At 70.8% G+C, this 26,773-nt stretch carries 22 protein-coding genes; 7 read left to right on the forward strand and 15 right to left on the reverse strand.

Annotated features, from left to right (window positions below; genetic code table 11):
* The first annotated feature begins 4 nt into the window (after nt 1–4).
* Both ACWD3I_RS15715 and ACWD3I_RS15720 read left to right on the forward strand, forming a co-directional pair.
* A complete protein-coding gene (locus ACWD3I_RS15715) occupies nt 5–604 on the forward strand; it encodes an ArsR/SmtB family transcription factor (protein WP_365394458.1) in 600 nt (199 codons plus the stop codon).
* A complete protein-coding gene (locus tag ACWD3I_RS15720) occupies nt 601–1,941 on the forward strand; it encodes an MFS transporter (RefSeq protein ID WP_365394459.1) in 1,341 nt (446 codons plus the stop codon). The genes ACWD3I_RS15715 and ACWD3I_RS15720 overlap by 4 nt, the downstream gene beginning before the upstream one ends.
* Here the strand turns inward: ACWD3I_RS15720 and ACWD3I_RS15725 are convergent.
* The 12 genes from ACWD3I_RS15725 to ACWD3I_RS15780 all read right to left on the reverse strand — a co-directional run bounded on the left by ACWD3I_RS15725 (nt 1,884) and on the right by ACWD3I_RS15780 (nt 16,318).
* Nucleotides 1,884–2,951 (reverse strand): endo-1,4-beta-xylanase, encoded by a 1,068-nt coding sequence (locus tag ACWD3I_RS15725; protein ID WP_365394460.1) that lies wholly within the window; start codon nt 2,949–2,951, stop codon nt 1,884–1,886. The two genes, ACWD3I_RS15720 and ACWD3I_RS15725, sit on opposite strands and share 58 nt — an antisense overlap.
* On the reverse strand, nt 2,891–3,535 hold the full coding sequence (locus ACWD3I_RS15730; protein WP_365394461.1) for a hypothetical protein: 645 nt from the start codon (nt 3,533–3,535) through the stop codon (nt 2,891–2,893). Before ACWD3I_RS15730 ends, ACWD3I_RS15725 begins: the two co-directional genes overlap by 61 nt.
* Nucleotides 3,528–4,694 carry an MFS transporter gene (locus ACWD3I_RS15735; RefSeq protein WP_365394462.1) on the reverse strand — a complete coding sequence of 389 codons (1,167 nt, stop codon included), beginning with the start codon at nt 4,692–4,694 and terminating at the stop codon, nt 3,528–3,530. The genes ACWD3I_RS15730 and ACWD3I_RS15735 overlap by 8 nt, the downstream gene beginning before the upstream one ends.
* On the reverse strand, nt 4,691–5,485 hold the full coding sequence (locus ACWD3I_RS15740; protein ID WP_365394517.1) for an ABC transporter permease: 795 nt from the start codon (nt 5,483–5,485) through the stop codon (nt 4,691–4,693). Before ACWD3I_RS15740 ends, ACWD3I_RS15735 begins: the two co-directional genes overlap by 4 nt.
* A gap of 5 nt (nt 5,486–5,490) precedes the next feature.
* Entirely contained in the window at nt 5,491–6,294 is an 804-nt protein-coding gene (locus ACWD3I_RS15745; RefSeq protein ID WP_365394463.1) for an ABC-2 family transporter protein, read from the reverse strand.
* A gap of 1 nt (nt 6,295) precedes the next feature.
* The gene (locus ACWD3I_RS15750; RefSeq protein WP_365394464.1) at nt 6,296–7,291 is read right to left on the reverse strand and encodes an ABC transporter ATP-binding protein; all 996 of its coding nucleotides are present in this window, start codon (nt 7,289–7,291) and stop codon (nt 6,296–6,298) included.
* A gap of 124 nt (nt 7,292–7,415) precedes the next feature.
* Nucleotides 7,416–10,277 carry a glycoside hydrolase family 2 TIM barrel-domain containing protein gene (locus tag ACWD3I_RS15755; RefSeq protein ID WP_365394465.1) on the reverse strand — a complete coding sequence of 954 codons (2,862 nt, stop codon included), beginning with the start codon at nt 10,275–10,277 and terminating at the stop codon, nt 7,416–7,418.
* A 28-nt stretch (nt 10,278–10,305) separates the two neighbouring features.
* Entirely contained in the window at nt 10,306–11,181 is an 876-nt protein-coding gene (locus tag ACWD3I_RS15760; protein ID WP_365394466.1) for a carbohydrate ABC transporter permease, read from the reverse strand.
* The gene (locus tag ACWD3I_RS15765; protein ID WP_365394467.1) at nt 11,178–12,143 is read right to left on the reverse strand and encodes a carbohydrate ABC transporter permease; all 966 of its coding nucleotides are present in this window, start codon (nt 12,141–12,143) and stop codon (nt 11,178–11,180) included. The genes ACWD3I_RS15760 and ACWD3I_RS15765 overlap by 4 nt, the downstream gene beginning before the upstream one ends.
* A gap of 20 nt (nt 12,144–12,163) precedes the next feature.
* On the reverse strand, nt 12,164–13,423 hold the full coding sequence (locus ACWD3I_RS15770) for an ABC transporter substrate-binding protein (protein WP_365394468.1): 1,260 nt from the start codon (nt 13,421–13,423) through the stop codon (nt 12,164–12,166).
* Between the two features lie 279 nt (nt 13,424–13,702).
* Nucleotides 13,703–14,950 carry an ROK family protein gene (locus ACWD3I_RS15775; protein ID WP_365394469.1) on the reverse strand — a complete coding sequence of 416 codons (1,248 nt, stop codon included), beginning with the start codon at nt 14,948–14,950 and terminating at the stop codon, nt 13,703–13,705.
* Nucleotides 14,951–15,064: 114 nt separating this feature from the next.
* Nucleotides 15,065–16,318, reverse strand: a complete 1,254-nt coding sequence (locus ACWD3I_RS15780) for an FAD-binding protein (protein WP_365394470.1) — start codon at nt 16,316–16,318, stop codon at nt 15,065–15,067.
* Between the two features lie 124 nt (nt 16,319–16,442).
* Between ACWD3I_RS15780 and ACWD3I_RS15785 the strand changes: the two genes are divergently transcribed.
* The 4 genes from ACWD3I_RS15785 to ACWD3I_RS15800 all read left to right on the forward strand — a co-directional run bounded on the left by ACWD3I_RS15785 (nt 16,443) and on the right by ACWD3I_RS15800 (nt 21,306).
* A complete protein-coding gene (locus ACWD3I_RS15785) occupies nt 16,443–17,450 on the forward strand; it encodes a hydroxyacid dehydrogenase (protein WP_365394471.1) in 1,008 nt (335 codons plus the stop codon).
* Between the two features lie 94 nt (nt 17,451–17,544).
* Entirely contained in the window at nt 17,545–18,207 is a 663-nt protein-coding gene (locus ACWD3I_RS15790; RefSeq protein ID WP_365394472.1) for a pyridoxamine 5'-phosphate oxidase family protein, read from the forward strand.
* Nucleotides 18,208–18,265: 58 nt separating this feature from the next.
* A complete protein-coding gene (locus tag ACWD3I_RS15795) occupies nt 18,266–19,585 on the forward strand; it encodes a radical SAM protein (protein WP_365394473.1) in 1,320 nt (439 codons plus the stop codon).
* Between the two features lie 251 nt (nt 19,586–19,836).
* Nucleotides 19,837–21,306 carry a cellulose binding domain-containing protein gene (locus ACWD3I_RS15800; protein ID WP_365394474.1) on the forward strand — a complete coding sequence of 490 codons (1,470 nt, stop codon included), beginning with the start codon at nt 19,837–19,839 and terminating at the stop codon, nt 21,304–21,306.
* Here the strand turns inward: ACWD3I_RS15800 and ACWD3I_RS15805 are convergent.
* From ACWD3I_RS15805 to ACWD3I_RS15815, 3 genes are all read right to left on the reverse strand, one after another.
* Entirely contained in the window at nt 21,272–21,829 is a 558-nt protein-coding gene (locus ACWD3I_RS15805; RefSeq protein ID WP_365394475.1) for an ATP-binding protein, read from the reverse strand. The two genes, ACWD3I_RS15800 and ACWD3I_RS15805, sit on opposite strands and share 35 nt — an antisense overlap.
* 112 nt (nt 21,830–21,941) lie before the next feature.
* A complete protein-coding gene (locus ACWD3I_RS15810) occupies nt 21,942–22,916 on the reverse strand; it encodes an MEDS domain-containing protein (RefSeq protein ID WP_365394476.1) in 975 nt (324 codons plus the stop codon).
* Nucleotides 22,917–22,966: 50 nt separating this feature from the next.
* A complete protein-coding gene (locus ACWD3I_RS15815; RefSeq protein WP_365394477.1) occupies nt 22,967–25,171 on the reverse strand; it encodes an ATP-binding protein in 2,205 nt (734 codons plus the stop codon).
* Nucleotides 25,172–25,678: 507 nt separating this feature from the next.
* Between ACWD3I_RS15815 and rsgA the strand changes: the two genes are divergently transcribed.
* Nucleotides 25,679–26,770 carry a ribosome small subunit-dependent GTPase A gene (rsgA, locus tag ACWD3I_RS15820; protein WP_365394478.1) on the forward strand — a complete coding sequence of 364 codons (1,092 nt, stop codon included), beginning with the start codon at nt 25,679–25,681 and terminating at the stop codon, nt 26,768–26,770.
* Nucleotides 26,771–26,773: the final 3 nt, after the last annotated feature.

The following is a 26,773-nucleotide window of genomic DNA, read 5'->3' on the forward strand; positions in this document are numbered from 1 at the left end:
CGTCATGGATTCCGGCAATCGCTTCGGCGACTTGGAGATCACCGACCCGAAGGCCATGCGCGCGCTGGCCCACCCCGTACGGCTCGCCGCCCTGGAGCGCTTGCAGCGGTACGGGCCCGCCACGGCCACCCAGCTGTCCCCGCACGTGGGGGCCACCCCGTCCGTGACCAGCTGGCACCTGCGCCACCTCGCGGGATTCGGACTGGTCCGGGACGCGGAGGGCGGGGCGGACCGGCGCGAGCGGCGCTGGGAGGCCGTGGCGCGCGGGTACCGGTTCGAGGTGCCGGAGGACGAGGAGGGCAGGGCGGCCGCCCAGGTGCTCGCCGGCGAGATGTTCGCGAGCCGCGCGGAGCTGCCGATGCGCTGGCTGACCGAGACCGCGCCGCACCTGGAGCCGGAGTGGATGGGCGCCGCGATGTCCAACAACACCGGGATCGTCGTCACCGCCGGGGAACTGGCCGCGCTCAAGGACGCGTTGGAGGAGCTCCTCGCCCCCTACGTCACCCGAGAGCCCGCACAGCGGCCGCCGGACGGCAGGGCCGTGCGGATGCTGCTGTACGCCCTGCCGGAGGCGGCGGACGACGAATCCGGGACACCCGAATGAGGCGCCCCCGGATACCGGTCTCCGAGACCTCCCTGTGGCGCGACCGCCCCTTCCGGCTCACCTGGACCAGCGGCGCCGTCTCCCAGTTCGGCGACCGGGTCTCCGAGGTGGCGGTCCCGCTGATCGCCGTCGGCCTCCTGGACGCCTCGGCCGCGCAGATCGCCTGGCTGACCGCACTCGCCTGGGCGCCCAACCTGCTCGGGATCGTGCTGGGCGCCTGGGTCGACGGCCGGCGGCGCAAACGGCGGCTGCTGATCGTCACCGACCTCGTGCGGGCGGGCGTGCTGCTGTCGCTGCCCGCCGCGTACCTGTGGGGCACGGTCACGCTCGGCCAGCTGTACGCGGTGGCCCTGCTGACCGGCCTCGCGGGCGTGGTGGCCGGCTGCGCGTGGCAGCCGCTGTTCGCGCGGCTGGTGCCGCCTTCCTCGTACGTCGACGCCAACAGCAAGTTCAGCGCCGCCCGTTCCGCCTCGTTCGTCGCCGGTCCCGCGGTCGGCGGCGGCCTCGTGCAGGCGATCGGCGCACCGGTCACCGTCGTCGTGGACGCCCTGTCCTTCCTCGTCTCCGCCCTGCTCCTCGGCCGGATCAGGGTCGACGAACCGGCGCCCGCGACCCGCACCGGCGCCGCCGTTCCCGCGCTGCTGCGCGACGCCCGCGACGGTCTGGCCTTCGTCGTCCGGCACCCGGTGCTGAGGGCGAGCCTGGGCTGCTGCACGACCGTCAACTTCTTCACGTTCCTGGCGGGCACCGGCCTCGTGGTGCTCTTCGCGGACCGGGTCCTCCAACTCTCCCCGGGAGTCATCGGATTGACCCTGGGCGTCGGGGCGACCGGCTCTCTCGTCGGCGCCCTCACCGCGCCCTGGCTGTCCCGCCGTATCGGAGTCGGGCGCGCGATCGCCGTGGGTGCCGTGCTGTTCCCGGCGCCCTACGCCCTCGCCGCGGTCGCCGACGGGCCGGCGTGGGCCGCCGCGGGTTGCCTGGGCGGCGCCTACTTCCTCGTGGGCCTCGGGGTGATGTGGTTCGACGTCAACCTCAACTCCCTGCAGACCGCGGTGACTCCGGACGCCCTGCGCAGCCGCGTGACCGGCGCCTTCGGCACCGTCAACTACGGCGTACGCCCCCTCGGCGCGCTCGCCGGAGGGGTGCTCGCCACGACCTTCGGGCTGCGCGCGACCCTCGTCTCCGTCGCCGTCGGCGGAGTGCTGTCGGTGTTGTGGCTGCTGCCGTCACCGATACCCGGCATCCGCTCACTGGCGGACCTCCCGGCCGAACAGCCCGTTCAGAGCGCCGGGTTGAGCCCGTTGGACAACCCCGTACAGGCCGGCTTCGCCGCGTAGCTCTCGTTGTACGGCAGCGCCGCCCCGTATCCGCTGAACGTCCCCGGCACCCACGAGTACTTGTCGGTCACGCCCCACACCGTCACGCCGGCGCAGCGCGCCACGCCCAGGCAGTTCTCGCTCGCCAGCTTGTAGTCGGCGGACTGCCGGGCGAGTTCGGCGGCGGAGGCGGGCAGCGGGATGCGGATGTCGAGTTCGGTGACGGAGACCTCCAGACCGAGGTCGGAGAAGCGCTTGAGGTTCGCCTTCATCGTCGACGGCACCCCGCCGACCACGAAGTGGGACTGGAAGCCGATGCCGTGCAACGGCACCCCCTGGGCGAGGAGTTGCTTGGCGAGGGCGTACAGGGCGTCGCTCTTCGCGTTGTCCGCCTCGATGTTGTAGTCGTTGATGTACAGCTTGGCGGCGGGGTCGGCGGCGTGCGCCCGCTTCAGCGCGTTCGCGATGTGGCCGGTGCCGAGTTTGTCCTGCCACAGCGAACCGCGCATCGAACCGTCCTCGTTGAACGCCTCGTTCACGACGTCCCACGCGTAGATCTTGCCCTTGTAGCGGCCGACGGTCGTGTCGATGTGCTTGTTCAGGAGCGTGTTCAGCTCGGACGCGGAGAAGTTGCCGTTCTTCAGCCAGGACGGCAACTGCGCGTACCAGGCAAGGGTGTGACCCCGTACACCCTGCTTCTTCGCGACGGCGTGGTCGACCAGCCGGTCGGCCGCCGCCCAGTTGTAGCTGTTCCGGCTCGGCTCCAGCGCGTCCCACTTCATCGCGTTCTCCGCCGTCACCGAGTTGAACTCCCGGTCCAGGGCGGTGGTGTACGACGGGTCCGAGGTGAGCGGGGTGTCACCGACGGCCGCGCCGATCTTCACGCCGCGCCCGTCGGCGTATCCGCGCAGGGTGCTCGCGGCGGAGGCGCCGGGCGTCAGCTGGGGAACGGCCACGGCCGCGACGGCGATCAGCGCGGCCGCGGCCGCGAGCGGGAGGGGGCGGAAGAGGCGTCGGCGGCGATGGGACACGGCTGCTCCTGGGGGGTGCGGGTCTGTCCCCCTTCAGTCGCCGCCGCCTCCCGGCAGGTTGCCGTCAACGCCGCCAGTGCGCGCCACACCGCGTCCGGTCCCTCGGCGTCGAACACGAGCGGGGTGCCCACGTCGTCGGGGACGGACACGACGTACGACACCGGCATGAACGACAGGCCGCCCCACGCCTCGTGCCGGTGCTCCAGGGCGAGGATGCGGCCGCACCGCTCGCACCTCATCCACGGCACCAGAGCCATGCCGTCCCTGTCGACCGGCTCCAGGCCCTCGACCACCCGCACCTTCCCCTGGGCGCCGGGCAGGTCGACGATGTCCGTGGCGAGCTGGTCCCACACCCCCCACTGCGAGGCCATCGCCGCGAGTTCGGCCCGCGTCACGTCGTCCACGGACAGCCCCAGCGCGAACAACCGGTCCACCAGGTAGGAGAGGCCGCCCTCCTGCTCGCCGATGTCCCAGCACCCCTGGACCTGGTTCACGTCCTCGGCGCCCGGCAGCAGCCCGGCGAGCCGGGACCAGACGACGCCCTCGGTGGCGTGGGCCCGCACCCGTTCCTGTCGATCATCCACCGGGCCGAGCCCAGCTCTCGCGCACGACGACCCCTCGCGCCAGTACCACCGCGCCCAGTCCCGCGAAGGCCAGCACCCCCACTGCCACCCGCAGGCTCGTCGCCCCCGCCAGGACCCCCACGGCCGGGCCCGCCATCAGGAACCCCGGCCACTGTCCGATGGTGACGACCGACACCCCCTCACCGGCCGGCACCCCCGGCTGCCGGCCGGCCAGAGCGATCAGCGTTGGGAGCACACACGCGATCCCCAGGCCGAGAATCGTGAACCCGGTCACGGCGTACGGCAGTTCAGGGCGTACGACGATCACGGCCACACCCGCCACCACGGTCACCAGCGACACCCGCAGGAAACGACGACGGCCCAGCCGGGCGATGAACCGGTCGCCCAGCAGCCGCGTCACGAGGATCGCGACGGAGAAGCACGTGTACGTCGCCGCACCCGCCGCCGCCCCCTCGCCGAGATAGTCGGCGGTGTAGACCGAACTCCACTGGGAGGCCGCCCCCTCGGCGAAGGCCGCCAGGAACGCGACCGAGGCGAGCAGCATCAGCTGCGGAGTGAACCGGTGCCGCACGGAACGGCGTTGCTCCTTGCCGACCGCCACCTCCTCCGGCAGCCACCTCCCCGTCACCAGCAGCAGTACCCCGAGAACCCCGCTGCTGAGCGCCATCTGGACACCGGGGGAGACGCCGGTCGCCGCCGCCAGCGTGCCGAGGGCGCCGCCCGCCAGCATCCCGCAGCTGTACGTGGCGTGGAACCCCGACATCAGCGGCCGGCCCTGGCGCCGCTCCACCGACACGGCGAGCGCGTTGACCGGCGTCGCCAGGAAGGTCGCCCCCACGCCCCACACCGACAGCCCCACCACCACCGCGGGCACGCCCGAAGCCCCCGCCAGCACGGGCGCGTTGAGCAGGACCACGATCGCGCCCACGAGACAGAGCAGCCGGGTGCTCACCCGCCCGATCAGCACAGTCATCAGCACGATCGCCACGAGGTCCCCGGCCGCCGCCGAGCTGGTCAGCAGACCCCACTCGGCGGTGGACACCCCGACCTGGTCGCGGATCGCGGGGATACGGGCCATCCACCCGCCGTGTGTGCCGCCCAGGACGACGAAGACCAGCCCGACGGCGAGCCGGGGACGTAAGTCGGAGGCGCCTTTCATCCGTTGACCCCGGTGTAGTGCTTGAGGCTGAACCGCCACAGCCGGCGCGACCCGAGGTACGCCAGCGCCCCCAGCAGCGGCGAGGCCGCGGCCAGCCAGTACGGGACGCCGGTGTCGTGGCCGGTGAGCACGGCGGTCGGGAAGTAGGCGACGAACGCGAGCGGGAGGCCGTACGTCAGGAGGCCGCCCACCGCCCTGGGCAGCACGTTGAGCGGGTAGCTGCCGAAGGTGCCGAGGAGCTCCTCCAGCCAGCGCCCCCAGTAGTCGGCGGCCGGGAAGCGCAGCGACGCGCAGGCCACCACCGTGAACAGGGCCGCCTCCAGGAGGAGACCGCCGAGCACGGCCACGACCAGGTACGAGATCCGGCCCGCCGTCCAGTCCAGGTCGCTGCGGCTGAGCGCGCCCGCCATCAGGCCCGCGGCGACCGTCAGGTCGCCGATCGCGTTGGTCGGGAAGTAGGAGAGCTGGAGCTGGCGGTGGACCGGCATCGGGCGGACCAGATAGGTGTCGATGACCCCTTCCTGGATGTGCCGGCCCAGTCCGTGCACCCGGCCGAGGAACAGCACGAACAGGCCGTGCGCCAGCATCCGTGTCGCCGGGATCAGCAGCACGTCCGAGCTGTCCCAGCCGCCCATCCCGGTGAACCGGGTGAGCAGCACCGTCGCGAACACGATCACCGACACCTGCCAGACCGCGCCGATCGCGATCATCATCAGGAACTCGGAGCGGTACTCCAGCTGGGCACGGAAGTTGAGACGCGTGATGCGCCACGCGATCCGGACGGCATTCATAGGCATCAGCCTCCTTGGGAGATGACACGGCGGGCGGCCCGCCGCCACAGCAGACGGGTGAACAGGGCCAGTGCGAGGATCCAGGCGGCCTGGATCGCCAACTGGAGTGCGGCGTCGGACAGTTCGATCCGGCCGATGTAGATCGACAGGGGCACGCTCAGCGTCGCCTGGAACGGCAGGAACGTGCTCAGCGTGATGAACCAGTCGGGGAAGAACCACAGCGGCGCGTACACACCCGCCAGGAGGTTCTGCGCGAAGATCAGGATGAGCATCGCGGCGCCGTTGCGCAGGGTCCAGAAGCACAGCTGGTCGATGACGAGCATGACGTAGTACAGGACCCACTGGCCGAGCAGCAGACTGAGCGCGAACACCCCCGCCACGGCGGCGGACCGGGGCGGCTCGACGACCCCGAGGGCCAGACAGACCGCGTAACCGCCCAGCGCCCAGGCCAGGCCGTACAGCTGCTCGCCGAACGCGCGCAGGGCGTAGTACCGCTGGGGTTTCAGCGGCCGCAGGTACCAGTAGATGATCGTGCCGAAGTGCATGTGCTGCAGGACGGTGTCGCGGCCCGCGTACTGGTCCAACTCCCGCAGCCGGGAGGCCAGTACGGCCAGGACCGCGTAGGTCACCGCCTGGTCGCGGTCGAGTCCGGCCGTGGTGCCGGTGTTCTGGTACAGGCCGTGCCACAGGGACGCCACCAGCACGATCTGCACGGTCAGGCGGAGCAGGGCGGCCGTCATGCGGGGCGGGGTGTGCAGTTCACCGAGAGGCGTGACGCGGGCGGCGCGCCATGCGTGGATCGCCGCCACGTCAGCCCCCTTCCGCATGGACGTAGGCGGCCCGCATCACGTCCTCGAGGTCCGCCTCGTCGAGCGCGATGTCCGCCACCTCGTACCGCTCGATGACGGCCTTCAGTGCCTGGTGCACGGTCGGTGCGTCGACGCCGTCCGGGCCGAACACGAGGCGTGGGCCCGTCTGTTGGAGCAGCGTGATGCCCGGCAGCGGGACGATCTCGGCGTGCGGGTCGGCAAGGGTGGCCCGCACCTGCCAGGTCGAGCCGAACTTGCGGCGGATCTCGTCGAGTGAGCCGTCGAGGACCAGCCGGCCGTGGTTGACGAGGACGACCCGCTCGGCGAGCCGCTCGACCTCCGTCATGTCGTGGGTGGTGAGCAGGACCGTGCGGCCGCGCTCCTCGACCTGGTGCCTGAGGAACTCCCGGACCTGCTCCTTGACGACCACGTCCATGCCGATGGTGGGCTCGTCGAGGAAGACGACCGGCGGATCGTGGAGCAGGGCGGCGGCGAGGTCGCTGCGGACGCGCTGGCCGAGCGAGAGGTGGCGCACCCGGGTGTCCCAGAAGGACGACAGGTCCAGGAGGTCGTCGAACTCCTTGAGGCGGGCGGCGTGTTCGGCCTTCGGCACCTCGTAGATGTCCCGCAGGATCGCGAACGACTCGCGCACGGGAAGGTCCCACCACAGCTGGGTGCGCTGCCCGAACACCGCGCCGATGTTGCGGGCGTTGCGCTCGCGTTCCTCGTAGGGGACCACGCCCGCGACCCGGGCATGACCGGCGGTGGGGGTGAGGATGCCGGTGAGCATCTTGATGGTGGTGGACTTGCCGGCACCGTTCGGGCCCAGCAGGGCGAGGAGTTCGCCCGGGGACACGTCGAAGGTGATGTCGGTGACGGCGTGCTTGGCGACCCGCTCCGGGTTGACCAGGGAACGGACCGCGCCGGTGAAGCCCGGTCGGCGGACGGTGGTGTGGAAGGTGCGGGACAGTCCGCGGACCTCGATGCTGCCAACCAAGTGGCATCAACTCCTTTGTGCGCAAACAGAACTGCGGCCGGTCGGCAAGGATGCCGACCGGCCGCTGGCGACGCTCCGACAGTGTCGGAATGTCGATCAATCAGTCAATCGATTAACGGATCTCTTACTTGGCGGTCGAGAACACGAACGAGAACTGCGCCGGCTCCGCCTTCAGGTGGTACTGCGGCAGCGGGCCCGGTCCGCAGGACTGCGAGCCGACGCCGTGCTGGCCGTGGTCGAGGTTGACCCAGACCGTCTCACCGGGGGTGAGGTCGGTGAGGTGGGTGGCCGCGTCCAGCTGCTCGGTCGTCCAGCGCCGGGCGGTGAACCAGAACTCCGGGTCGCCCTCGATCCTGAGGCCGCCGATCTCCGCCCAGCGGACGTCGGCACGGGCACCGTTCTCCTGCGGGCGCACGTACGGCGTCTGAAGCGCGTCCACCGTCGACTGCCAACGGCCGACGGTCGAGGCCAGACGGCTGTCCGGATACGCCTCACCGGGACCGCCGCCGAACCAGCGCACCGCGTCCGCCTCGGCGAGCCCGAGCCGGATGCCCAGGCGGGGCAGCGGCACCGTCCAGTCGCCCTCGGGCGCCACGGACACCGTCAGCTTCAGCTTGTCGCCGTCGGAGGTCCAGCGGTACACCGTGGCCAGACCCACCTCGCGGGCGGCCGGGGAGACCCGGGTCCGCACGGTCAGCGCGTCGTCGGACAGCTCCACCGCATCCAGCCGGTGCTGCATCCGGTGCAGGCCGAGCGCCCGCCACAGCACCCCGTAACGGGTGTCCGTCTGCCACTCGGCGCCCTCGTCGTTGTCCGTCGTCGCCCGCCACACGTCCAGGCGCAGGCCCTCGACGGGCACCCCGCCGACCGACCGCAGCGCACCGGTGCGGGCGTCGAAGGAGGCCGGGCCGAGCGTGATCTGCCGCTCGCCCGGCACGGGTGCGTCGGTGGGCGCGACGGACGGCGACGGGCGGGCGGCGACCGGGAACTGGCCCCACGCCACCACATGGCCCGTCGGCCCCCACGACGAGTCCGCCGCAAGGAGCGCCCGGACGGTCCACTGCGTCTCCGCGCCCCGGTGGTCCGAGGGCGGCTCCGGCAGCTTCACCTCCGCCGTCTCACCGGGCTTCAGCGCGGGCACCGACAGCGAGCCGGACTCCACCGTCTCGCCCTCGACCTGGTACGACCACTCGAAGGCCAGCGCCGACAGGTCGGCGAAGTCGTACTTGTTGGTCACCCGCACGGTGCCGTCGGCGCCGTCGCTCTCGATACGGACCGGCTCGATGACCTTCTTGTACTCGACCAGGCCGGGGGAGGGCGTGCGGTCGGGGAAGATCAGGCCGTCGCAGACGAAGTTGCCGTCGTGCAGCTCCTCGCCGAAGTCGCCGCCGTAGGCGTAGCCCAGCTCGGGATGCTTGATGCCGTGGTCGATCCACTCCCAGATGAAGCCGCCCTGGAGCCGGTCGTGCTTCTCGAACAGCTCCTGGTAGTCGGCGAGTCCGCCGGGGCCGTTGCCCATCGCGTGTGCGTACTCGCACTGGATGAAGGGGAGTTCACGACGCTTGTGGGTGCCGCCGTCGAGCTCCTTGCCGATCTGTTCGACCTCGGCGTGGTTGGCGTACATCCGCGAATAGACGTCCGTGTCGCGGCAGTTCCAGTCACCCTCGTAGTGCACGAGGCGCGAGGAGTCGCGGCCGTGGATCCACTCGGCCATCGCGGTGAGGCCGCGGCCGGTTCCGGCCTCGTTGCCCAGCGACCAGAAGACGATCGAGGGGTGGTTCTTGTCGCGCTCGACCATGCGGGCCGCGCGGTCCAGGAGGGCCGGGGTCCAGCGGTCGTCGTCGACCGGGTTGTCCCGCCAGTCCTGCTCGGTGAAGCCGTGGGTCTCCAGGTCGCACTCGTCGATGACCCACAGGCCGTACTCGTCGCACAGGTCCAGGAAGGCCGGGTGCGGCGGGTAGTGCGAGGTGCGCACCGCGTTGAGGTTGTGCCGCTTCATCAGCAGCACGTCCTCGCGCATGGTCTCCAGGTCGAGCGCGCGCCCCTTCTCGGGGTGCCACTCGTGCCGGTTGACGCCCTTGAAGAGGATCGCCCTGCCGTTGACCTTGAGCAGACCGTCCTCCAGCACGATGGTGCGGAAGCCGATGCGCAGCGGGACCCGCTCGCCCTCGGTGACCAGCTCGCCGTCGTACAGCCGGGGTGTCTCGGCGTTCCACGGCTCCACGGCGACCGTCACCGGCTCGCCGGTCGCGACATCGATGTCCAGGGCGGGCACGGTCACCCGCCCGTCGACGTCGGAGTCGACGCGCAGGGTGCCCTCGCCCGTGGCGTGGTCGTAGCCGGCGTGCACGAAGAAGTCCACGACGCTGCCCGCCGGGCGGTGCAGCAGCGTGACGTCACGGAAGATGCCGGGCAGCCACCACTGGTCCTGGTCCTCCAGGTAGGAGCCGGCCGACCACTGGTGGACGCGGACCGCGAGGACGTTGCCCTTCGGCTTCAGCAGATGCCCCACCGCGAACTCATGGGGAATCCGCGAGCCCTTGAACTCGCCGATGTCCGTGCCGTTCAGCCAGACCCGGGCGCAGGACTCGACGCCGTCGAAGCGGACCACCGCGCCGCCGTCCGCGGGCCAGCCCTCGGGCAGGTCGAAGACGCGCAGGTGGTCGCCGGTCGGGTTCTCGGTCGGGACGTGCGGCGGGTCCACCGGGAAGGGGTACAGGTGGTTCGTGTAGATGGGCGAGCCGTGCCCCTGGAGGACCCAGTGCCCGGGGACCTGGACCTCGGCCCAGTCCCCGGCGTCGTAGCCCTCCTCGGCGAACGAGTCGTCCTCGGCGTCGATGGTCGGTGACACGCGCAGCCGCCAGCTGCCGTTCAGCGACAGGGACTTGGCGTCCGAGGACGCGTACCAGGCGCGGGGCGGCAGGGCCCCGCTACCGGGCGATACGTCCTCCACGTAGTCGACGTCCGTGGTGGTGCGGAAAGACATCGGTCTCCAGGTCTTGAGAAGAAAGCTGTCAGCCCTTGATGCCGGTCTGCGCGATCCCCTGCACCAGCCAGCGCTGGAGGAAGAGGAACACGAACACCAGGGGCAGGATGGAAATGGCCGTGGCCATGAAGATCAGGTGGTAGTTGACGGTCTGGTTGGTCGCGTACGAGGAGAGCGCGACCTGGACGGTCCACGCACTGGGGTCCTGGCCGATGACCAGAGGCCACAGGAAGGCGTTCCAACCCGCGATGAAGGTGATCGTCGCGATCGCCGCGAAGAAGTTCAGCGAGTTGGGCACGACGACACGCCAGTACGCGCCCCAGTAGCTGAGCCCGTCCACCCGCGCCGCCTCCTCCAGCTCCTTGGGGAACCCCAGGAAGTACTGCCGGAACAGGAAGCAGGTGAAACCACTGAAGAGGCCCGGAATGATGAGACCACGGTAGGTGTCCACCCAGCCGAACGACGAGACGAGCACGAAGCTCGGCACGAAGGTCACGGCCGTGGGGACCATCAGGGTGGCCAGGACGGCGTAGAAGACCTTGTTGGCGTGCCTGTACGGGATGCGGGCGAGGCCGTACCCGGCCAGCGAGCAGATCAGCAGGATGCCCGTGGTGTGCAGGACGGCGACGACGAGGGAGTTCCACATCGAACGGGCGAAGTCGACGGTGACGTCGTCGAACGGCTCGCTCATGTTGCCCCACTGGATGTCGGTGGGGAACCACTTCCATTCCTCGCCCGTGATCTCCGGGTCTGTCATGAAGGCGTTGCGGACGATCAGGTAGAACGGGACCAGGAAGAGGAGGGCGGCCACGCCGGTCGCGATGTACAGACCGGTGTTGCCCATGACACCGCCGAGGCGCTTGGCCTTCACCGGCTTCTTGATGTCGGGTGCTGTGGTGGTCACTGGGAGTCCTCCCCCCTTCCGAAGCCCATGATCTTGCCCTGCAACAGGGTCACGAGGCAGATGAGCACGGTCAGGATCAGCGCACCCGCGCTGCCCGCACCGTAGTTCTGGTTCTCGCCCAGCGCCATCTTGTACAGCTCGACCAGGGGCGGCTGGCCCCAGGTGGCCTTGCTGAGCAGGATGAAGAACTCGTCGAAGGCCTGGTAGGCGGCGACGAGCAGCAGCAGGATCACCGCGGTCGACGTCGCGCGCAGCTGCGGCAGCGTGATGTACCAGAAGGTCTGCCAGCCCGGCTTGGCGCCGTCGATCGAGGCCGCCTCGTACAGCTCCCGCGGGATGTTCTGCAGCGCGGCCAGGAACAGGATCATGTAGAAGCCCGCCTGGAGCCACAGCCGGACGGTCACGATGACCAGCCAGTACCAGGGCGGGTCGGGATTGCCCAGCCAGGCGATGTTCTCGACGCCGAACCAGCCGACGACGGTGTTGGCCAGGCCGAAGCGGACGCCGTTGAAGATGGACATCTTCCAGATCAGCGCGGCGGCCGCGTAGCTGACCGCGGTCGGCAGGAAGAACACCGACCGGAAGAACGCCTGCATGAACCGCAGCCGGTTCACCAGCATGGCAAGGCCCAGGGAGAGGGCCCAGGTGGTCGGCACGATGAACAGGGCGAACACGGTGAACGTGACCAGGGAGTTCCTGAAGTCCGTGTCCGACAGGATCATCTTGTAGTTCTCGAGCCCGACGAACTCGCTCGGTGTGACCGTGAACCGGGCCTCGAAGAAGCTCAGATAGAGGCTCCAGCCGATCGGCACGAAGACGAAGACGATCAGGCCGATGAGGAACGGCCCCGTGAAGAGCCAGAAGTTGAACGTGCTGCTCGCCCTGAGGCCCCGCCGCGGCCGGCCCTGGGAGGGCTTGGCCGGGGCGGGGGAGGCGACCCCGCGTGTGGTGGTGGTCGACATGTCGCTATCCGTCCGGTGACCTATCCGAAGAGCTTGGTGAGTTCGGCGTCGACCTTCTTCTCGGCGGCGGCGAGCTGGGCCTTGGGGTCACCGCCCTTGCGGACGGAGTTCGCCATCACGTCGTTGACCGCGGCGATCATGGCCTGGGTCCAGCCGATGTTGTCGAAGTGGCCGAACTGGTTGAAGAGCTTCACGCCCTCCGCCGGCAGACCCGTCTTGAGCTTGGTGGCGGACTCGGCGATCGAGGTGCGCGGCGGGATGTGGAAGCCGTAGGAGGTGGCCCAGTCCTCCTGGTACTTCTTCTGGTCGATCCACAGCCACTTGACGTATTCCTTGGCCGCGTCGACGTTCTTGCCCTTGGCGTTGACGAACATCGACCAGCCGCCGTTGTAGACGGACTCCTTGCCCGCGGAGCCGACCTTCGGGAAGGGGAAGACGCCGATGTCGTCGCCGAGCGCCTCGATCATCGCGGGCATGGCCCACATTCCGCACCACTGGATCGCGGTGAGGCCCTGGGTGAAGGCCGACGGGTCCCACCAGTCGGCGGGGGCGTCGAGCAGCAGGTCACCGCTGGTGAACAGGGAACGCAGCTGCGTGAGGCCCTCGGCCACGGCGTCGGTGTTGAAGGCGGGCTTGTTGTCCGCGGTGAGGGTGTCGGCGCCGGCCGACCAGATCAGGTTGTGCTGGACCGGGGTGAGGTTGTTGCCGAGGTAGGCGCCCTTGACCTTGCTGGTCTTGAGCTTGGCGGCCGCCTCGACCAGCTCCTCCAGCGTGGTCGGCACCTCGACCTTCGCCTTCTCGAACAGCGAGGGCCGGTAGAAGAAGAACTGCGGGTCGTCGATCATCCGGACGCCGTATATCTTCCCGTCGACAGTGTGCGACGTGATGTCGGCCTGGTTGAAGTCGCTCTTGACCGGCTCGATGATGTCCGTCAGATCGGCCACCTGACCGCTCTTGATGAGCTGGATCTGCGGGTGGAACTCGAAGAGGTCGGGCGCGTTCTTGGTGAGCAGCGCGGCGAACAGCTTCTGCTCGAAGTTGTCGCCGGTGATCCACTGGGTGGTCACGTTGGCGTCCTTGTACGCCTTCGCGTACCGCTTGATGGCCTGCTCGGTGCCCGCCTCGCCGTACGCGTGGAAGTACTGGACGAGCGCGTCCCCCGAACCGCTGCCGCGACCGGTGTTGCCACCGCACGCGGCCAGGGTGCCGGCGGCGGCCATGCCCGCGGCGGCCCGGAAGAGCGATCGGCGGGACCAGTTGTTGTTGCTCGATGCCGACATGCTGACGTCCTTGTCTCGAGTACGGCTGCGGCTCTGCGCCCAATGCCTGAAGCGGCTCAGCGCCAGGTGGCTCAAATGGTGTCGCGGTGCGGGACGTTAACCTTCGGCTAAGGCTTCGGCAAGGGGTTGGACGAAGCCTGTTCGAAGCGTTGCGGGGCGTTCGGGATACCGGACGTCGCGGGTCGTGGGACGCCGCACCGGCGGCCCGCAACCCCCCTTCGGGTACTGCGAGTTACTGCCTTCCAGGCCTTGCGGCCCACTGCCGGAACCAGGCTCGGGCTAACGCGGGTTGTGCGTCTTGGCCCTCGCGGGCGTGGTGGTGCGTTTCGGCGACTTCTGGCCGACCGACTGGAGGGCGCCCTCGAGCGCGAACGTCGCCGCGCCCAGGCACACCGGATCCGTGGGGATCGGGGAGAGGACGATCTCGGTGGCGGCCATCGGCCGGGGCAGCGCGTGCCGGGCGACGGCCTCGCGCACCTCCTCGACCAGGGACTCGCCGAGGGCGGCCGCGACCCAGCTGCTGAGCACGATCACCTCGGGATTGAACAGGTTCACCAGGTTGGCGATCCCGGCGCCGAGGTAACGGACGGTGTCGCGGAGCGTGTCGACCGCCACCGGATCGTTCTGCCGCAGCCCTTCGGCCAGGGCGGCGATGGTGGCCGTCTGGTCGTCCTGATGCAGCAGCGGGCTGTCGGGACTCAACTCCCGCAGATTCAGCATGATCCCGGACGCGCCGACGTACGCCTCCACGCAGCCGTGCTTGCCGCAGCGGCACACCCGGCCGTCCAGGACGATCGTGGTGTGGCCCCACTCGCCCGCGCTGTTGCTGACCCCGCGGTGCAGCCCGCCGCCGAGCACGAGCCCGGCGCCCACGCCGGTGCCCAGGTTCACCACCACGGCGTTCCCGCGTCCGCGCGCGGCCCCGAACCACAGCTCGGCCACCGCGGAGGCGCGCAGCGGATTGTCCAGGTACAGCGGGTAGGCGATGTGCTCGGTGAGCAGATCGAGCAGCGGCACGTCGTGCCAGTCCCAGTTGGGCGCGTACTCGGAGAACCCGGTGTCCCGGTCCACCTGGCCCGGCACGCTCACCCCGACACCGAGGACACGGGCGCCCTCGATGCCGGCCTGCGCGACCACCTGGCCCACGACCGCGGCGACATGTCCGACGACCTGCTCGGGGAGGCTCTCGCCCGGGCGGACGTCCTCCTCCGCGCGGGCCAGCACGTTCAGCCCGAGGTCGAACAGCTCGACATGGACGTAGGTCTCCGCGATGTCGACGCCGATCAACGCGCCCCCCGACGCGTTGACCGCGACGAGTCCCCGGGGACGGCCCCCCGCCGAGTCCTCGAACCCGACCTCCGTGATCATCGAGAGGTCGAGCAGCTCGCCGACGAGCGTGGCGACCGTGGCCAGGCTCAGCCCGGTGGCGGCCGCCAGCTCCTGCCGGGAGGTGGGCGACGCGGCGATGATCTGGCGCAGCACCTCGTAGCGGTTCGCGGTGCGGATGTCACGTGAGGTGCGCTTCACCGGGTTGCCCCCGTCCCTTCGGCTCCCGCCGGGACGGCATCGGCACCGGCGCGGCGCAAGGCTATGGGCTGCCGAGGACTTTCGACAAGGGGTTAGGAAAGGGGTTTTATAAAGTCAGTCGGCGAGTACGTCCCGGACGAAGGTGTTGGCGAATTTTGCCTCAGGGTCCAGACCGTTCGCCAGTGTCCGGAAGTCGTCCAGTCTGGGGTAGCGGCCGCGCAGGACCTCGCCCGGCGCGGTGAAGACCTTCCCCCAGTGCGGCCGCGGCTCGAAGCCGTCCAGCACCTCCTCCAGCCGCCGTACCACCGGCAGCACGGCCGCGGTGTCCTCGATCCAGGTGAAGTGCAGCGCCACCGTGTCGCGTCCGTACGACGGGCTCAGCCACTGATCGTCGGCGGCGACCGTACGCACCTCGCAGGTCTGCAGTACGCCGGCGACCGTCTCCCGAATACCGTCGATCGCATACAGTGCGTCGACGGCGTACCGCCGCGGCAACAGATACTCCGACTGAAGCTCCGCCCCGCTGCTCGGCGTGAACTCCGCCCGGAAGTGCGGAAGCCGCTCATGCCACGGTCCGGGCACCCCGAACTGCTCGGTGCAGTTGACCGCAGGCATCCCCGGCACCGGGTGCAGTTTCTCGGTGGCGGGCGCGGCCCAGGTGAACTGGTCGAGTGGCTGATCCACTCGCCGCTTCAGCCACACCTGCCGGAAGCCCGGCTCCCGCCAGTCCGTGAAGAGGCTGACGCTGTACGCGGCCGACATGATCGCCGAGAACGTCTCGAAGTCCAGCCCCTCCAGCGGCAGTTCGGTGAACACATGCTGCTCGACGTCGAAGGCCGGCTCCAGGTCCAGGGTGAGCGCGGTGACGACACCCAGGGCGCCGAGCGAGGTCACGGCACCGCCGAAGCGCTCGTCGTCCCGTCCGATCGTCAGCCTCGACCCGTCGGCGACGACCAGCTCCACCTCCCGCACCGCCGAGCCCAGCGGACCGTTGCCCACACCCGAGCCGTGCGTCCCCGTCGCGACCGACCCCGCCACCGAGATGTGCGGCAGCGAAGCCATGTTGGGCAGCGCGAGCCCCTGGGCGTGGACCGCGCGGGCGAGCTCCGCGTACCGGACGCCGCCCCCGACCCGCACCGTACGGGCCGCGAAGTCCACGTCGATCACCGCGGGGAGCCCGGCGATCGACAACAGGACGCCGTCGGGGCCCGGTTCGGCGATCTCGTTGAAGGAGTGCCCGCTGCCCAGCACCCGCACCTTCGCGCTCCCGGCCACGAGGGCACTCAGCGTGTCGAGCGAGTACGGGCGGTGCAGCTCCTTCGCGCCGTACGTGATGTTGCCCGCCCAGTTGGTGACCGTCTCCGTCATCCCTGCCGTCCCTTCCCTGGAACGCCGGCCCTCGCCGGCATGCCTCCGCGTTGACCCTCTCATCCGCCGCCACCTAACTTAGAGAGCGGTTTCTATCCGTTTTCCTCGACCGGGGGTCGCCACCTTGCCCGAGCGTCCGCAGGCGCTGTTCGCCATGACCGCCGCCAACCTGCCGCACGTCTTCCCGTCGGAGGTGCTGGAGCGGCTGCGGGAGGCGGTGGACATCGACCCGGATCTCGTGGCCGAGGACTTCACCGACCCGCGCGTCAAGGAGGCGCTGGCCCGCACCGAGATCCTCGTGACCGGCTGGGGCTGCCCCCTGATCGACGCGACGGTCCTCGACGCCGCACCCGGACTGCGGGCGATCCTGCACTCCGCCGGCTCGGTCAAGGGCTTCGCCACGCCGGAGATCTGGCGGCGTGGCATCGAGGTCTCCTCGGCCGCCGACGCCAACGCGCTCCCTGTCGCCGAGTACACCCTCGCCATGATCCTCCTCGCCGGGAAGGACCTCTTCGTCGCCCGTGAGCGTCTGCGCACCTCGCGGGCCCACCCCGGCTGGGGGATCGTCCCCGGCATCGGCAACCACGGCCGCCGGGTCGGCGTCATCGGCGCCTCCCGCATCGGCCGCCGCGTCCTGGAACTCCTGCGCCCCTTCGACCTGCGGCCCGCCCTCACCGACCCGTACGTCTCCGAGGCGCAGGCGGCCCGACTCGGTGTGCCCCTCATGGAGTTGGACGAGCTGCTGCGGAGTTCGGAGATCGTCACGGTCCACGCCCCGGAGACCCCCGAGACGCATCACCTCATCGGCCGCCGTGAGCTGTCCCTGATGCCCGACGGGGCGGTCCTCGTCAACACCGCGCGCGGCGGCCTCGTCGACCACGACGCCCTGGTCGCCGAACTCCGCACCGGGCGCCTCAGTGCGGTCCTCGACGTGACCGACCCCGAACCGCTCCCCGCCGACTCGCCCCTCTACGACCTCCCGAACGCATTCGTCACCCCGCACCTCGCGGGCTCCCAGGGCAACGAGCTGGGCCGGCTCGGCACGGCGGTGGCCGAGGAGGCGGAGCGGCTCGCGGCCGGTGGCGGACCGGCGTATCCGGTGGAGCTGGCGGCGCTGGAGCACGGCGCCTGAGGGGGTTGCGGATTTCGTAGCCGGAGAAGCCTTTCGGTATTGGTATCGATAAATGTCTGGCGACAAAGCAGCGATATCAGTAGCTTCGACCGTCATGACGCTCGACCCGCTCCCCGAGACCGACCGCACCCGCCACCGCCGCCTGCGCGACCAGGGCAGCCTCGACCGCGCCGACCTGAACGCCATCCTCGACGCGGGTTTCGTCTGTCACCTGGGCGTGGTGATCGAGGGCCGGCCGCTGGTCGTTCCGACCGTCTACGGGCGTGACGACCGGCAGCTCTATCTCCATGGCTCGGTGGCGAGCCGCAGTCTTTCCGGCGGCGCCGCCGTCTGCGTCACGGTCACGCACGTCGACGGGCTGGTCCTCGCCCGGTCCGTCTTCGAGCACGGCGTGAACTACCGCAGCGCGATGATCCACGGCGAGGCCCGCAAGGTCACCGACCCCGAGGAGAAGCTGGCGGGCCTGCGCCGGCTCACCGAACACGCGACCCCGGGGCAGTGGTCGTACGCCCGAAGTCCGAGCCGCAGGGAACTCGCCGCGACCACTCTCCTCGCCCTCTCCCTCGAAGAGGCCTCGGTCAAGATCCGCACCGGCCCGCCGGACGACGGCGACGGAGTCGACGCGGAACTCGGTCTCTGGGCCGGCACCCTGCCGCTGACCTCGGCGTGGGGCGCGCCCGTCGGTGATCCCGTACTGCCGGACGAAACACCCGTACCGGAACACATCGCCCGGCGCGAGGGGACCCGGTACGCGTGACGGGCGGGCGGGGGCATAACGTGAGGAGTCGAACGCCTGAGCCGGGAGGAGATTACGGATGGGCAGCCGCACCGCACTGGTCGAAGATCTGATGGAGCGATTCCCGCACGTACCGCGGGAAGCCGTCTTCAAGGAGGATCTGCTGCGCGGCGGGATGGCCTTCGATCCGTCCGCGCTCAGCGACAACGAGGGTGGTGAGGTCAAGCCGAAGTCGTACTTCATCTTCTCCTTCGACCACGGCACCCTGCCCGAGCTCGGCGAGGCCGCGCTGCGGCGGCCGCCGGAGGAGATCATCCTCACGGGCGGTCCGTACGACCTGCGCCGCACCGTCGTCTCCGTGCGCGTCAACCCGTCGTCGCCGTACCGCGTCGCCGCCGACGAGGAGGGTGTGCTCGGCCTCTACCTCGACGGCAAGCGCATCGCCGACGTCGGTGTGCCGCCGATGCCGGAGTACTACAAGCACAAGCTCTCCAACGGGAAGTCCGTCATGGAGGTCGCCCCCACCATCCAGTGGGGCTATCTCATCTACCTGACCGTCTTCCGGGTCTGCCAGTACTTCGGCGCCAAGGAGGAGTGCCAGTACTGCGACATCAACCACAACTGGCGCCAGCACAAGGCCGCCGGTCGCCCGTACACGGGCGTCAAGGACGTCGAGGAGGTCCTCGAAGCCCTGGAGATCATCGACCGGTACGACACCGCGAAGACCTCCACCGCCTACACCCTCACCGGCGGCGCGATCACCAAGACGGTGGCCGGACGTGACGAGGCCGACTTCTACGGCCACTACGCCAAGGCCATCGAGGAGCGCTTCCCGGGCCGCTGGATCGGCAAGGTCGTCGCCCAGGCGCTGCCGCGCGACGACGTGCAGCGCTTCAAGGACTACGGCGTGCAGATCTACCACCCCAACTACGAGGTGTGGGACGAGTACCTCTTCAAGCTCCACTGCCCCGGCAAGGAGCGTTACGTCGGCCGCGACGAGTGGCACAAGCGGATCCTCGACTCGGCGGAGATCTTCGGCGCGCGCAATGTGATCCCCAACTTCGTGGCGGGCGTGGAGATGGCCGAGCCCTTCGGCTTCAAGACGGTCGACGAGGCCATCGCGTCCACCACCGAGGGTCTGCGTTTCTTCATGTCGCAGGGCATCACGCCCCGCTTCACCACCTGGTGCCCCGAGCCGACCACCCCGCTCGGCAAGGCCAACCCGCAGGGCGCGCCGCTGGAGTACCACATCCGGCTGCTGCAGGCCTATCGCCAGACGATGGAGGACTTCGGTCTCTCCTCGCCCCCCGGATACGGCGAGCCCGGGCCCGGTCGCGCCGTCTTCTCGGTGAGCTCCTTCATGGACAGCCTCCCGGCACAGGAGCCCGCCGAGGTGTAGTCGCGGCGAGAGCCGATCGAGCAGACAGGGTCCGGATGAGACGTCCGGGCCTTTTCTGCGTATGTCTTCAGGAGTAACACGCGCAACAGCGGCAACGAGGTGCGGGCGGGCTCGAACTCCCGGTAACCGGATTTGAATGGTGAGCTTGTCAGTTGTGTGGAAGCCGTGAAAAGCTCGTGCACTGCCGCGAGGTTCCCCACAACTCCGTTGCCAATAAGGTGAGTTGACCTCGCTTTCGATGCAGGAGTCCGATGCCCGACCTGCCGACCCCCCAGGACGCCGCCGAGGCCGCGCTGTTCACCGAGTGCTGGGACGCCGTGCTCTCCTACGCCGACCTCTGCACGGCCGGCTCCACCGCGGCCACCCAACTGGCCACGGAGGCGTTCGCCCTCGGCATGCGCGAGGCCCGCACCGACGGCGGCGGGACCGCCAGAGGCGTGGGCCGCCGTGCGCCCCGGCTGCCCGTGATCCCCTTGCTGCTGACCGCCGTACGCACCACCGCCACCGCCTGGGAGACCGCCGGCCAGGGGCACCGGCTCGATCCCGACCTGCGCCTGTGGCTCAACTCGGACAAGGCCGCACGCTACACCGGCCCGCCGTTGCAGCGCCCGCTCGCCCTGCGCGGTCTGCGCGACATGCAGGAACACGACGCGGATCTGCTGTGGCTGGTCGAGGTGGAGGCGCTGCCGCTGTCCGTGGTGGCCCGCAGGCTCGGTCTGGACCCGGCCCAGCTGCCGGAGGAACTCGCGCAGGTGCGCGGCCTGTTCCGGGACCGCAGTCACCGCAACCACCTCGACACCCCGATGGCCCCGCAGTGCCGCAGCTACGCCCGCCTCCTCGACGCGGTCACCCGCTCGACCGACGCCGACACCCCGGCGGACCTCTCCCGGCACCTCGCCACCTGTGTGCAGTGCGCCGAGGCCGCCGCCTGTCTGCGGCTGCACGGCGGAGGACTGCCCGGGGCGCTCGCGGGCGGAGTGATCGGCTGGGGCGGTCTCGCGTACCTGGAGCGCAGACGCCGGGCCGCGGAGGTGCGGCTGGGTGCCGGACGCCCGGAACCGGCCGACGCCGGCCCGCCGAACCCCGGCGCGCACAAGGCGCGTGTCGTGCGCAGCGGACTGCTCGTCACCGCCGTCCTGGTCTCACTGCTGGCCCTCGCCGTCTCGATGATGCCGGCGGGCGGCTCCATGGACGACGGTGCCTCGATACCCACCGACCGTCAGCCGGTTGCCGATCCCGGCGTCACCGTGCCGTCTCCGTCCGCGACCTCCGGGCCGGCGGCCTCGCCCACGCCGTCCGCGGCCGGCAGCACCTCCGCGAGGAAGAACCCCGACCCCGAACCCCAGGGCACCACCTCCTCCGCCGCCCACGACGACGAGAAGCCGAACCCCGCCACGAGCGCCTCGGCCACCTGCGAGGTCCGGTACGACCTGGTGAACCAGTGGCCCGACGGCTTCCAGGCCACCGTCACCGTCACCACCGACGAGGCCCTCGAGGACTGGCGCGTCGCCTGGTCCTTCAAGGACGGCCAGAAGGTCGGCCAGATGTGGGACGCGAGCTTCGCCCAGAACGGCTCCCGGGTCACCGCGACCGCCGCGGACTACAACAGGTCCGTGCGCGCGGGCGCCGACCTCGCCTTCGGCTTCCTCGCCTCCTGGCAGGGCACGAACTCCCCGGCGTACGACTTCACGTTGAACGGGCACAGCTGCACGAAGGCCTGACGGTCTCCGTCAGACGCAGCACCATCGGCACCGTGGCCCGGCCGGGCAGGCACCACCTCGGCTCGGCCGCCGGTGCCGGACCCGTACCGCCGGCCGGGGCGTCCGGGCCGGCGGCGTCCAGCTCGAACCACACCTCCTTGCCGACGCCGTCCTCGACGCACCCGCTGCCCCACCGGTCGGCGAGCGCGTCGACCAGCAGCAGGCCGCGCCCGTTCTCGCTGTCGTCGTCGGAGCTCTCGACGTGTGTCCGGGGCAGGTCGGGCCCCTCGTCCGCGACCGTGCAGCGCAGCCGGCCGGCGGCGAGGGAGAGGGTGAGCCGATAGCGGCCCCGGGCGTGCACGACCGCGTTGGTGGCGAGCTCGCTGACCAACAGTTCGGCGATCTCCGCCTGCTCCTGGAGCCCGTACTCGGCCAGCCAGGTCCGCACGGCGACCCTGGCGAGGCGGACCGAGGACCGCCCGGGCCCCAGGATCGTCGTACAGCCACCACCCAGGGACAGACCGGGCGGACGGACGTCGGGCATGGTCGTTTCCCTTCACCCCTGCGGCTCGACCTCCACCATGCCGTCGGCGAGCCCCGTGGGTCGCGGGGGAAACTACGCGCTTCCGCGCACCGGGTCCGTCACCCCCGGTCCGTCACCCCGAGGGCGCCAGCGCCGTCTCCATCCGGATCGTCCACCCGTCCTCGGCCGCGCCCCCGGACCTCAGGTCCACGAACTCGCAGAACTGACGGGTCTGCCACAGCCCGTCCTCCGGGCCCGTCTCGGGGCCGGGTGGCCGGAAGCCGAGGAACGGGTCGGTGATACGGCCGTGCGGGGTGCGCAGTTCGCAGACGATCCGTTCCCCGGTCGACCACAGCAGCAGATGCGCGCTGTCCAGGTCCTGGGCGGCGGCATAGCCGGTGGCCCCGGACACGGCGACCCCGAAGCGGTCGGCCCGCTCGCCCGTCATGCCGCGGGCCCTCGCCTGCTCCGCCGCGAACCGGCGGGCGCCGGCCATGTCCCCGGCGAGAGGGACCCCGACGGCTTCCGGCGGCGGTTCGGGCAGCGGGGCGAGGTCCCGGGTCGCGTACTCGGCGGGTGGTGTGAACAGGGGGCTGGGCCGGATGCCGAGCCGGTCCAGCACGGTCGGATGGGTGTGCCGGGCGGCCTCGACGACGTCGGGCGGGGCGATGCGGGTGTCGTACAGACACATCAGGTCCGGCGGGGCCCCGGTGAAGAGCTCGGTGGCCAGGGCCTCGTACCGCTTCCACTCGGTGATCTGACGCGGTGAGCGGCCGTTCCAGAGCGGTTCGCCCGCCATGTGCAGCCGGCCCGTCGGGCCCGCGTGCGTGACGTAGTAGTCGAGGGCGGTGGCCATGCTGTTCGCGGGTGTCCCGCAGTACCAGTGCGCGGAGTTCTGGAGGTCCACGTGCCGGGCGTCGCGGCCCAGCGCCTCGCGCAGCAGGTCCAGCTTGCGCGGGGTGGTGATGGCCACCGGGTCGGGTTCGTCCTCGGCGGCGATGCCGTCCCTGAGGAACGGCACCATCACCGTCAGGAACTCCTCGTCGCAGGAGTGGATGCCGGCGTGATGCTTGATGGGAGCGGTGGTCCGCTGCTGGTGATCCGTCATGTCCGGTTCCCTTTCGTGCAGTGCGTGTCGGATGCGGTCCGGGGACGTCGTCAGGGGTGCGTGGGGCCGCGCGACGCGGTCCACACGGCGACCTGGCTGCGGGAGGTGAAGCCCAACTTGCTGAGGATCCGCTCCACATGGCCCTCCGCCGTCCGTACCGCGACGACCAGCCGGTCGGCGATCTGCTGGTTGGTCAGGCCCTGGCCGAGGAGTTCGGCGACCTCCGCCTCGCGGCGGGTGAGCGGACTGTCGGGCACCGGGCGGGCGGGTGACCTCCGCTCACCGAGCGCATAGCCCACCGCGTCGTCCAGGGCGAGCTCCAGGCCCTCGCGGTGGGCGTGCCCGAACGCCTCGCCCAGCAGCGCACGGGCACCTTCCTCGGCCTCGTCGCGGACGGGGCCGTGGGACGGGGTGCGGTCCAGGGCGACATGGGCGTCCCGCCAGATCCGCCGGGCCGCGCCCAGCAGGACCGCGGCGGGCCTGCCCTCGCCGGCGCGGGCGTGGACCGCGGCGAGCAGTTCCAGCGTGATCCCGATCCCGAACACGTCACCGACCGCCCGCTTGAGCCGCAGACACTCCCGGGCGTGCGTCCTGGCCGACACCAGGTCCCCCTGGGACCACTCGGCGAAGGCGAGGATGCGCAGAAGGTACGAGTGGATCCACTGCTCGCCGTGGACCAGGCAGATCCTGCGGAACTCCGCGCACAGGGCCATGGCGCGCCCGTGCTCGCCCTGGAGGCTGAGGACATGGGCCAGTTCGACGTACTTGAAGCCGACCAGGCTCATCGACTCGCCCTCGCGCGGCGGCCCGGACAGCGCCTCCTCGTACACCTCGCGGGCCCGCTCGTAGGCGCCACTGATCAGGAGGGCGCCGCCGCGGCCGAAGAAGGTGTGGGCGGCCTCGGTCTCGTCGCCGAGCCGCAGGGCCAGCTCGTGCGACTCCTCGGCGAGCGGCCCGCCCCGCACCGCGTCGCCCTGGCTGAGCAGCATCAGCGCCAGGCTCCACAGCGCCCGGGCCCGTGCGCGGGTCGGCTCCGGGTCGGCGGCCAGCAGCCGCTCCAGCCAGAACCTGCCCTCCGTCAGGGCGCCGGTCGCGAACCAGAAGAACCACAGATGCCCGGCCAGCTTCAGCCCGGCGCGCACCTCGCCCGGTGTGCTCAGACAGAACTCCAGCGCCGAACGGACGGTGTCCGACTCGGCGTACAGCCGCCGGACCAGCTCCGGCTGGTCGGGGCCGAACCACCGCCGCTCGCACTCCTCGACGAAGTCCAGGCACCAGTCCCGCACCCGGCGCCGGGCCGCCTCCTGCGCGCCCGCGCCGCTCTCGCGCAGCCGGTCGAGGCCGTAGTGCCGGATCGACTCCAGCATCCGGTACCGGGCGTGCACGGTGTCGCCGTCGCGGACCAGGAGCGACTTGTCGACCAGCCCGGCGACGGCGTCCACCGTCGTGTCCCGGTCGAGGCCCGCGCCGGCGCAGACCTCCTCCACCGCGTCCAGGTCGAAGCTCCCGGCGAACACCGAGGCGTGCGCCCACACCGCCTGCTCCTGAGCGGTGCACAGGTCGTGGCTCCAGTCGACGGTCGCCCGCAGGGTCCGGTGCCGGGCCGGGGCGTCCTCGGCGTCGGCCAGCAGCCGGTACCGCCGGTCCAGCCGGTCGAGCACCTGCCGGACGCCCAGCGCGCGCATCCGGACCGCGGCCAGCTCGATCGCGAGCGGCAGCCCGTCCAGACGGTGGCACAGGGCGGCCACCGCCTCCTGGTTGTCCGCCGTGAGCGCGAACCCGGGCAGCACGTCCGCGGCCCGGTCGGCGAACAGGGCCAGCGCCGGATACTCCAGGGCGGGCTTCGGAGGCAACGGTTCGCCCGGCGCGGGCGTGGGCAACGGCTGCACCTCCAGCACGTGCTGTCCGGCCACCCCCAGCGGATGTCTGCTGGTGGCCAGCACCCGCACCCGCGCGGTCCGCGTCAGCAACGTCCCGACGAGCTCCGCGCAGGCGTCGGCCAGATGCTCGCAGTTGTCGAGTACGAGGAGCAGATCGCGTTCCCCGAGATGTTCGACGAGCACCTCGACCGGTGAACGTCCCGACACATCACGGATGTTCAGCGCCTCGACCAGGGCGAGCGGCACCAGCGAGGCGTCCCGCACACCGGCCAGCTGGACCGTGTGCATCCCGTCGGCGAACCGCTTCGCCAGCGCGGGCAGGACGTGCAGGGCCAGCCTGGTCTTGCCGACGCCGCCCGGCCCGGTCAGGCTCACCAGCCGGTGGGCGGCCAGCAGCCGCTTGACCTCCGCGACCTCCTGCCGCCGGCCGACGAAGCTCGACGCCCTCAGGCTCCGACCGGCCGTTCCTCGCGTCGCGGATGCTTGCAGAGCGGATGCTTGCAGAATCGGAACCCGCCTCCGAACGTCGTACGCCCCGTGCGCGCCGGAGATCCGCGGTGGGCGGACGTACGGCGGCCCTACCAAGAACATTAGGAGCAAGGCGCAGGTCAGGCGCCTGTAGTGCGACATTGCCAACTGAAGGCGCTTTCTTGACAGAACGTGCCCATGTCCTGTCGCGCGGCGAAAAAACCCGTGGCGTCCGCGAGCGCACCTCTCTAAGGTGGGGGGCGTTCCGGCGTCGACCGAGTACGCATGAGGAGGTGTTGACCGATGGCTGTCTCTGCGATGAGCGCTGCCCGCATTCAGTTCATCAAGTCCACCTCCGTGGCCGCCGGCTGACCACCTCACTCCTCGCCGGGGCCACCCTGTGAAGGGTCACCCTTGACTTCCACCTCTGTTTTCACCGCGCTCGCTCCCTACGGCTGGGACGACGCATGGGCGGACGAGTTCGCCCCCTACGACGCCGAAGGACTGCTGGCCGGGCGGGTCGTCCGTGTCGACCGCGGGCAGTGCGACGTCGTCACCGCGGACGGCCTCCTGCGGGCGGACACCGCGTTCGTCACCCCCCACGACCCGCTGCGGGTCGTGTGCACCGGGGACTGGGTCGCCGTCGAGCCCGGCGGCAACCCGCGCTACGTCCGCACGTATCTGCCGCGCCGGACCGCCTTCGTGCGCTCCACCTCCTCCAAGCGGTCCGAGGGGCAGATCCTCGCCGCCAACGTCGACCACGCGATCGTCGCCGTGTCCCTCGCCGTCGAGCTCGACCTCGGCCGCATCGAGCGCTTCCTCGCGCTCGCCTGGGAGAGCGGGGCGCAGCCCGTGGTCGTGCTCACCAAGGCCGATCTCGTGCCGGACGCGGTGACGCTCGCGCATCTCGTCCAGGACGTGGAGACCACGGCGCCGGGTGTACCGGTGCTGACGGTCAGCGCCCACGACGGCGACGGGCTCGACGTCCTCGCCGCGGTCGTCTCCGGCGGTACGAGCGTGCTGCTCGGGCAGTCCGGAGCGGGCAAGTCGACCCTCGCGAACGCCCTGGTCGGCGCGGACGTCATGGACGTCCGCGCGGCCCGGGACGTCGACGGCAAGGGGCGTCACACGACCACCACCCGCAACCTCCTCGCCCTCCCGGGCGGGGGTGTGCTGATCGACACCCCGGGGCTGCGCGGTGTCGGCCTCTTCGACGCCGAGAGCGGTGTCGGGCAGGTGTTCTCCGAGATCGCGGAACTTGCCGAGCGGTGCCGCTTCCACGACTGCGCCCATGAGGCGGAGCCGGGGTGCGCGGTGCTCGCCGCGGTCGCCTCCGGCGAGCTGGGTGAGCGACGCCTGGAGAGTTACCGGAAGCTGATCCGGGAGAACCAGCGGATTGTCGCCAAGACCGATGCGAGGGTCCGCGCGGAGCTTCGGCGGGACTGGAAGCGTCGGGGCGCTGAAGGGAAGGCCGCGATGGAGGCCAAGCGGGGGCGGGTGCGGTAGGGC

Source organism: Streptomyces sp. NPDC002817 (assembly GCF_053592055.1).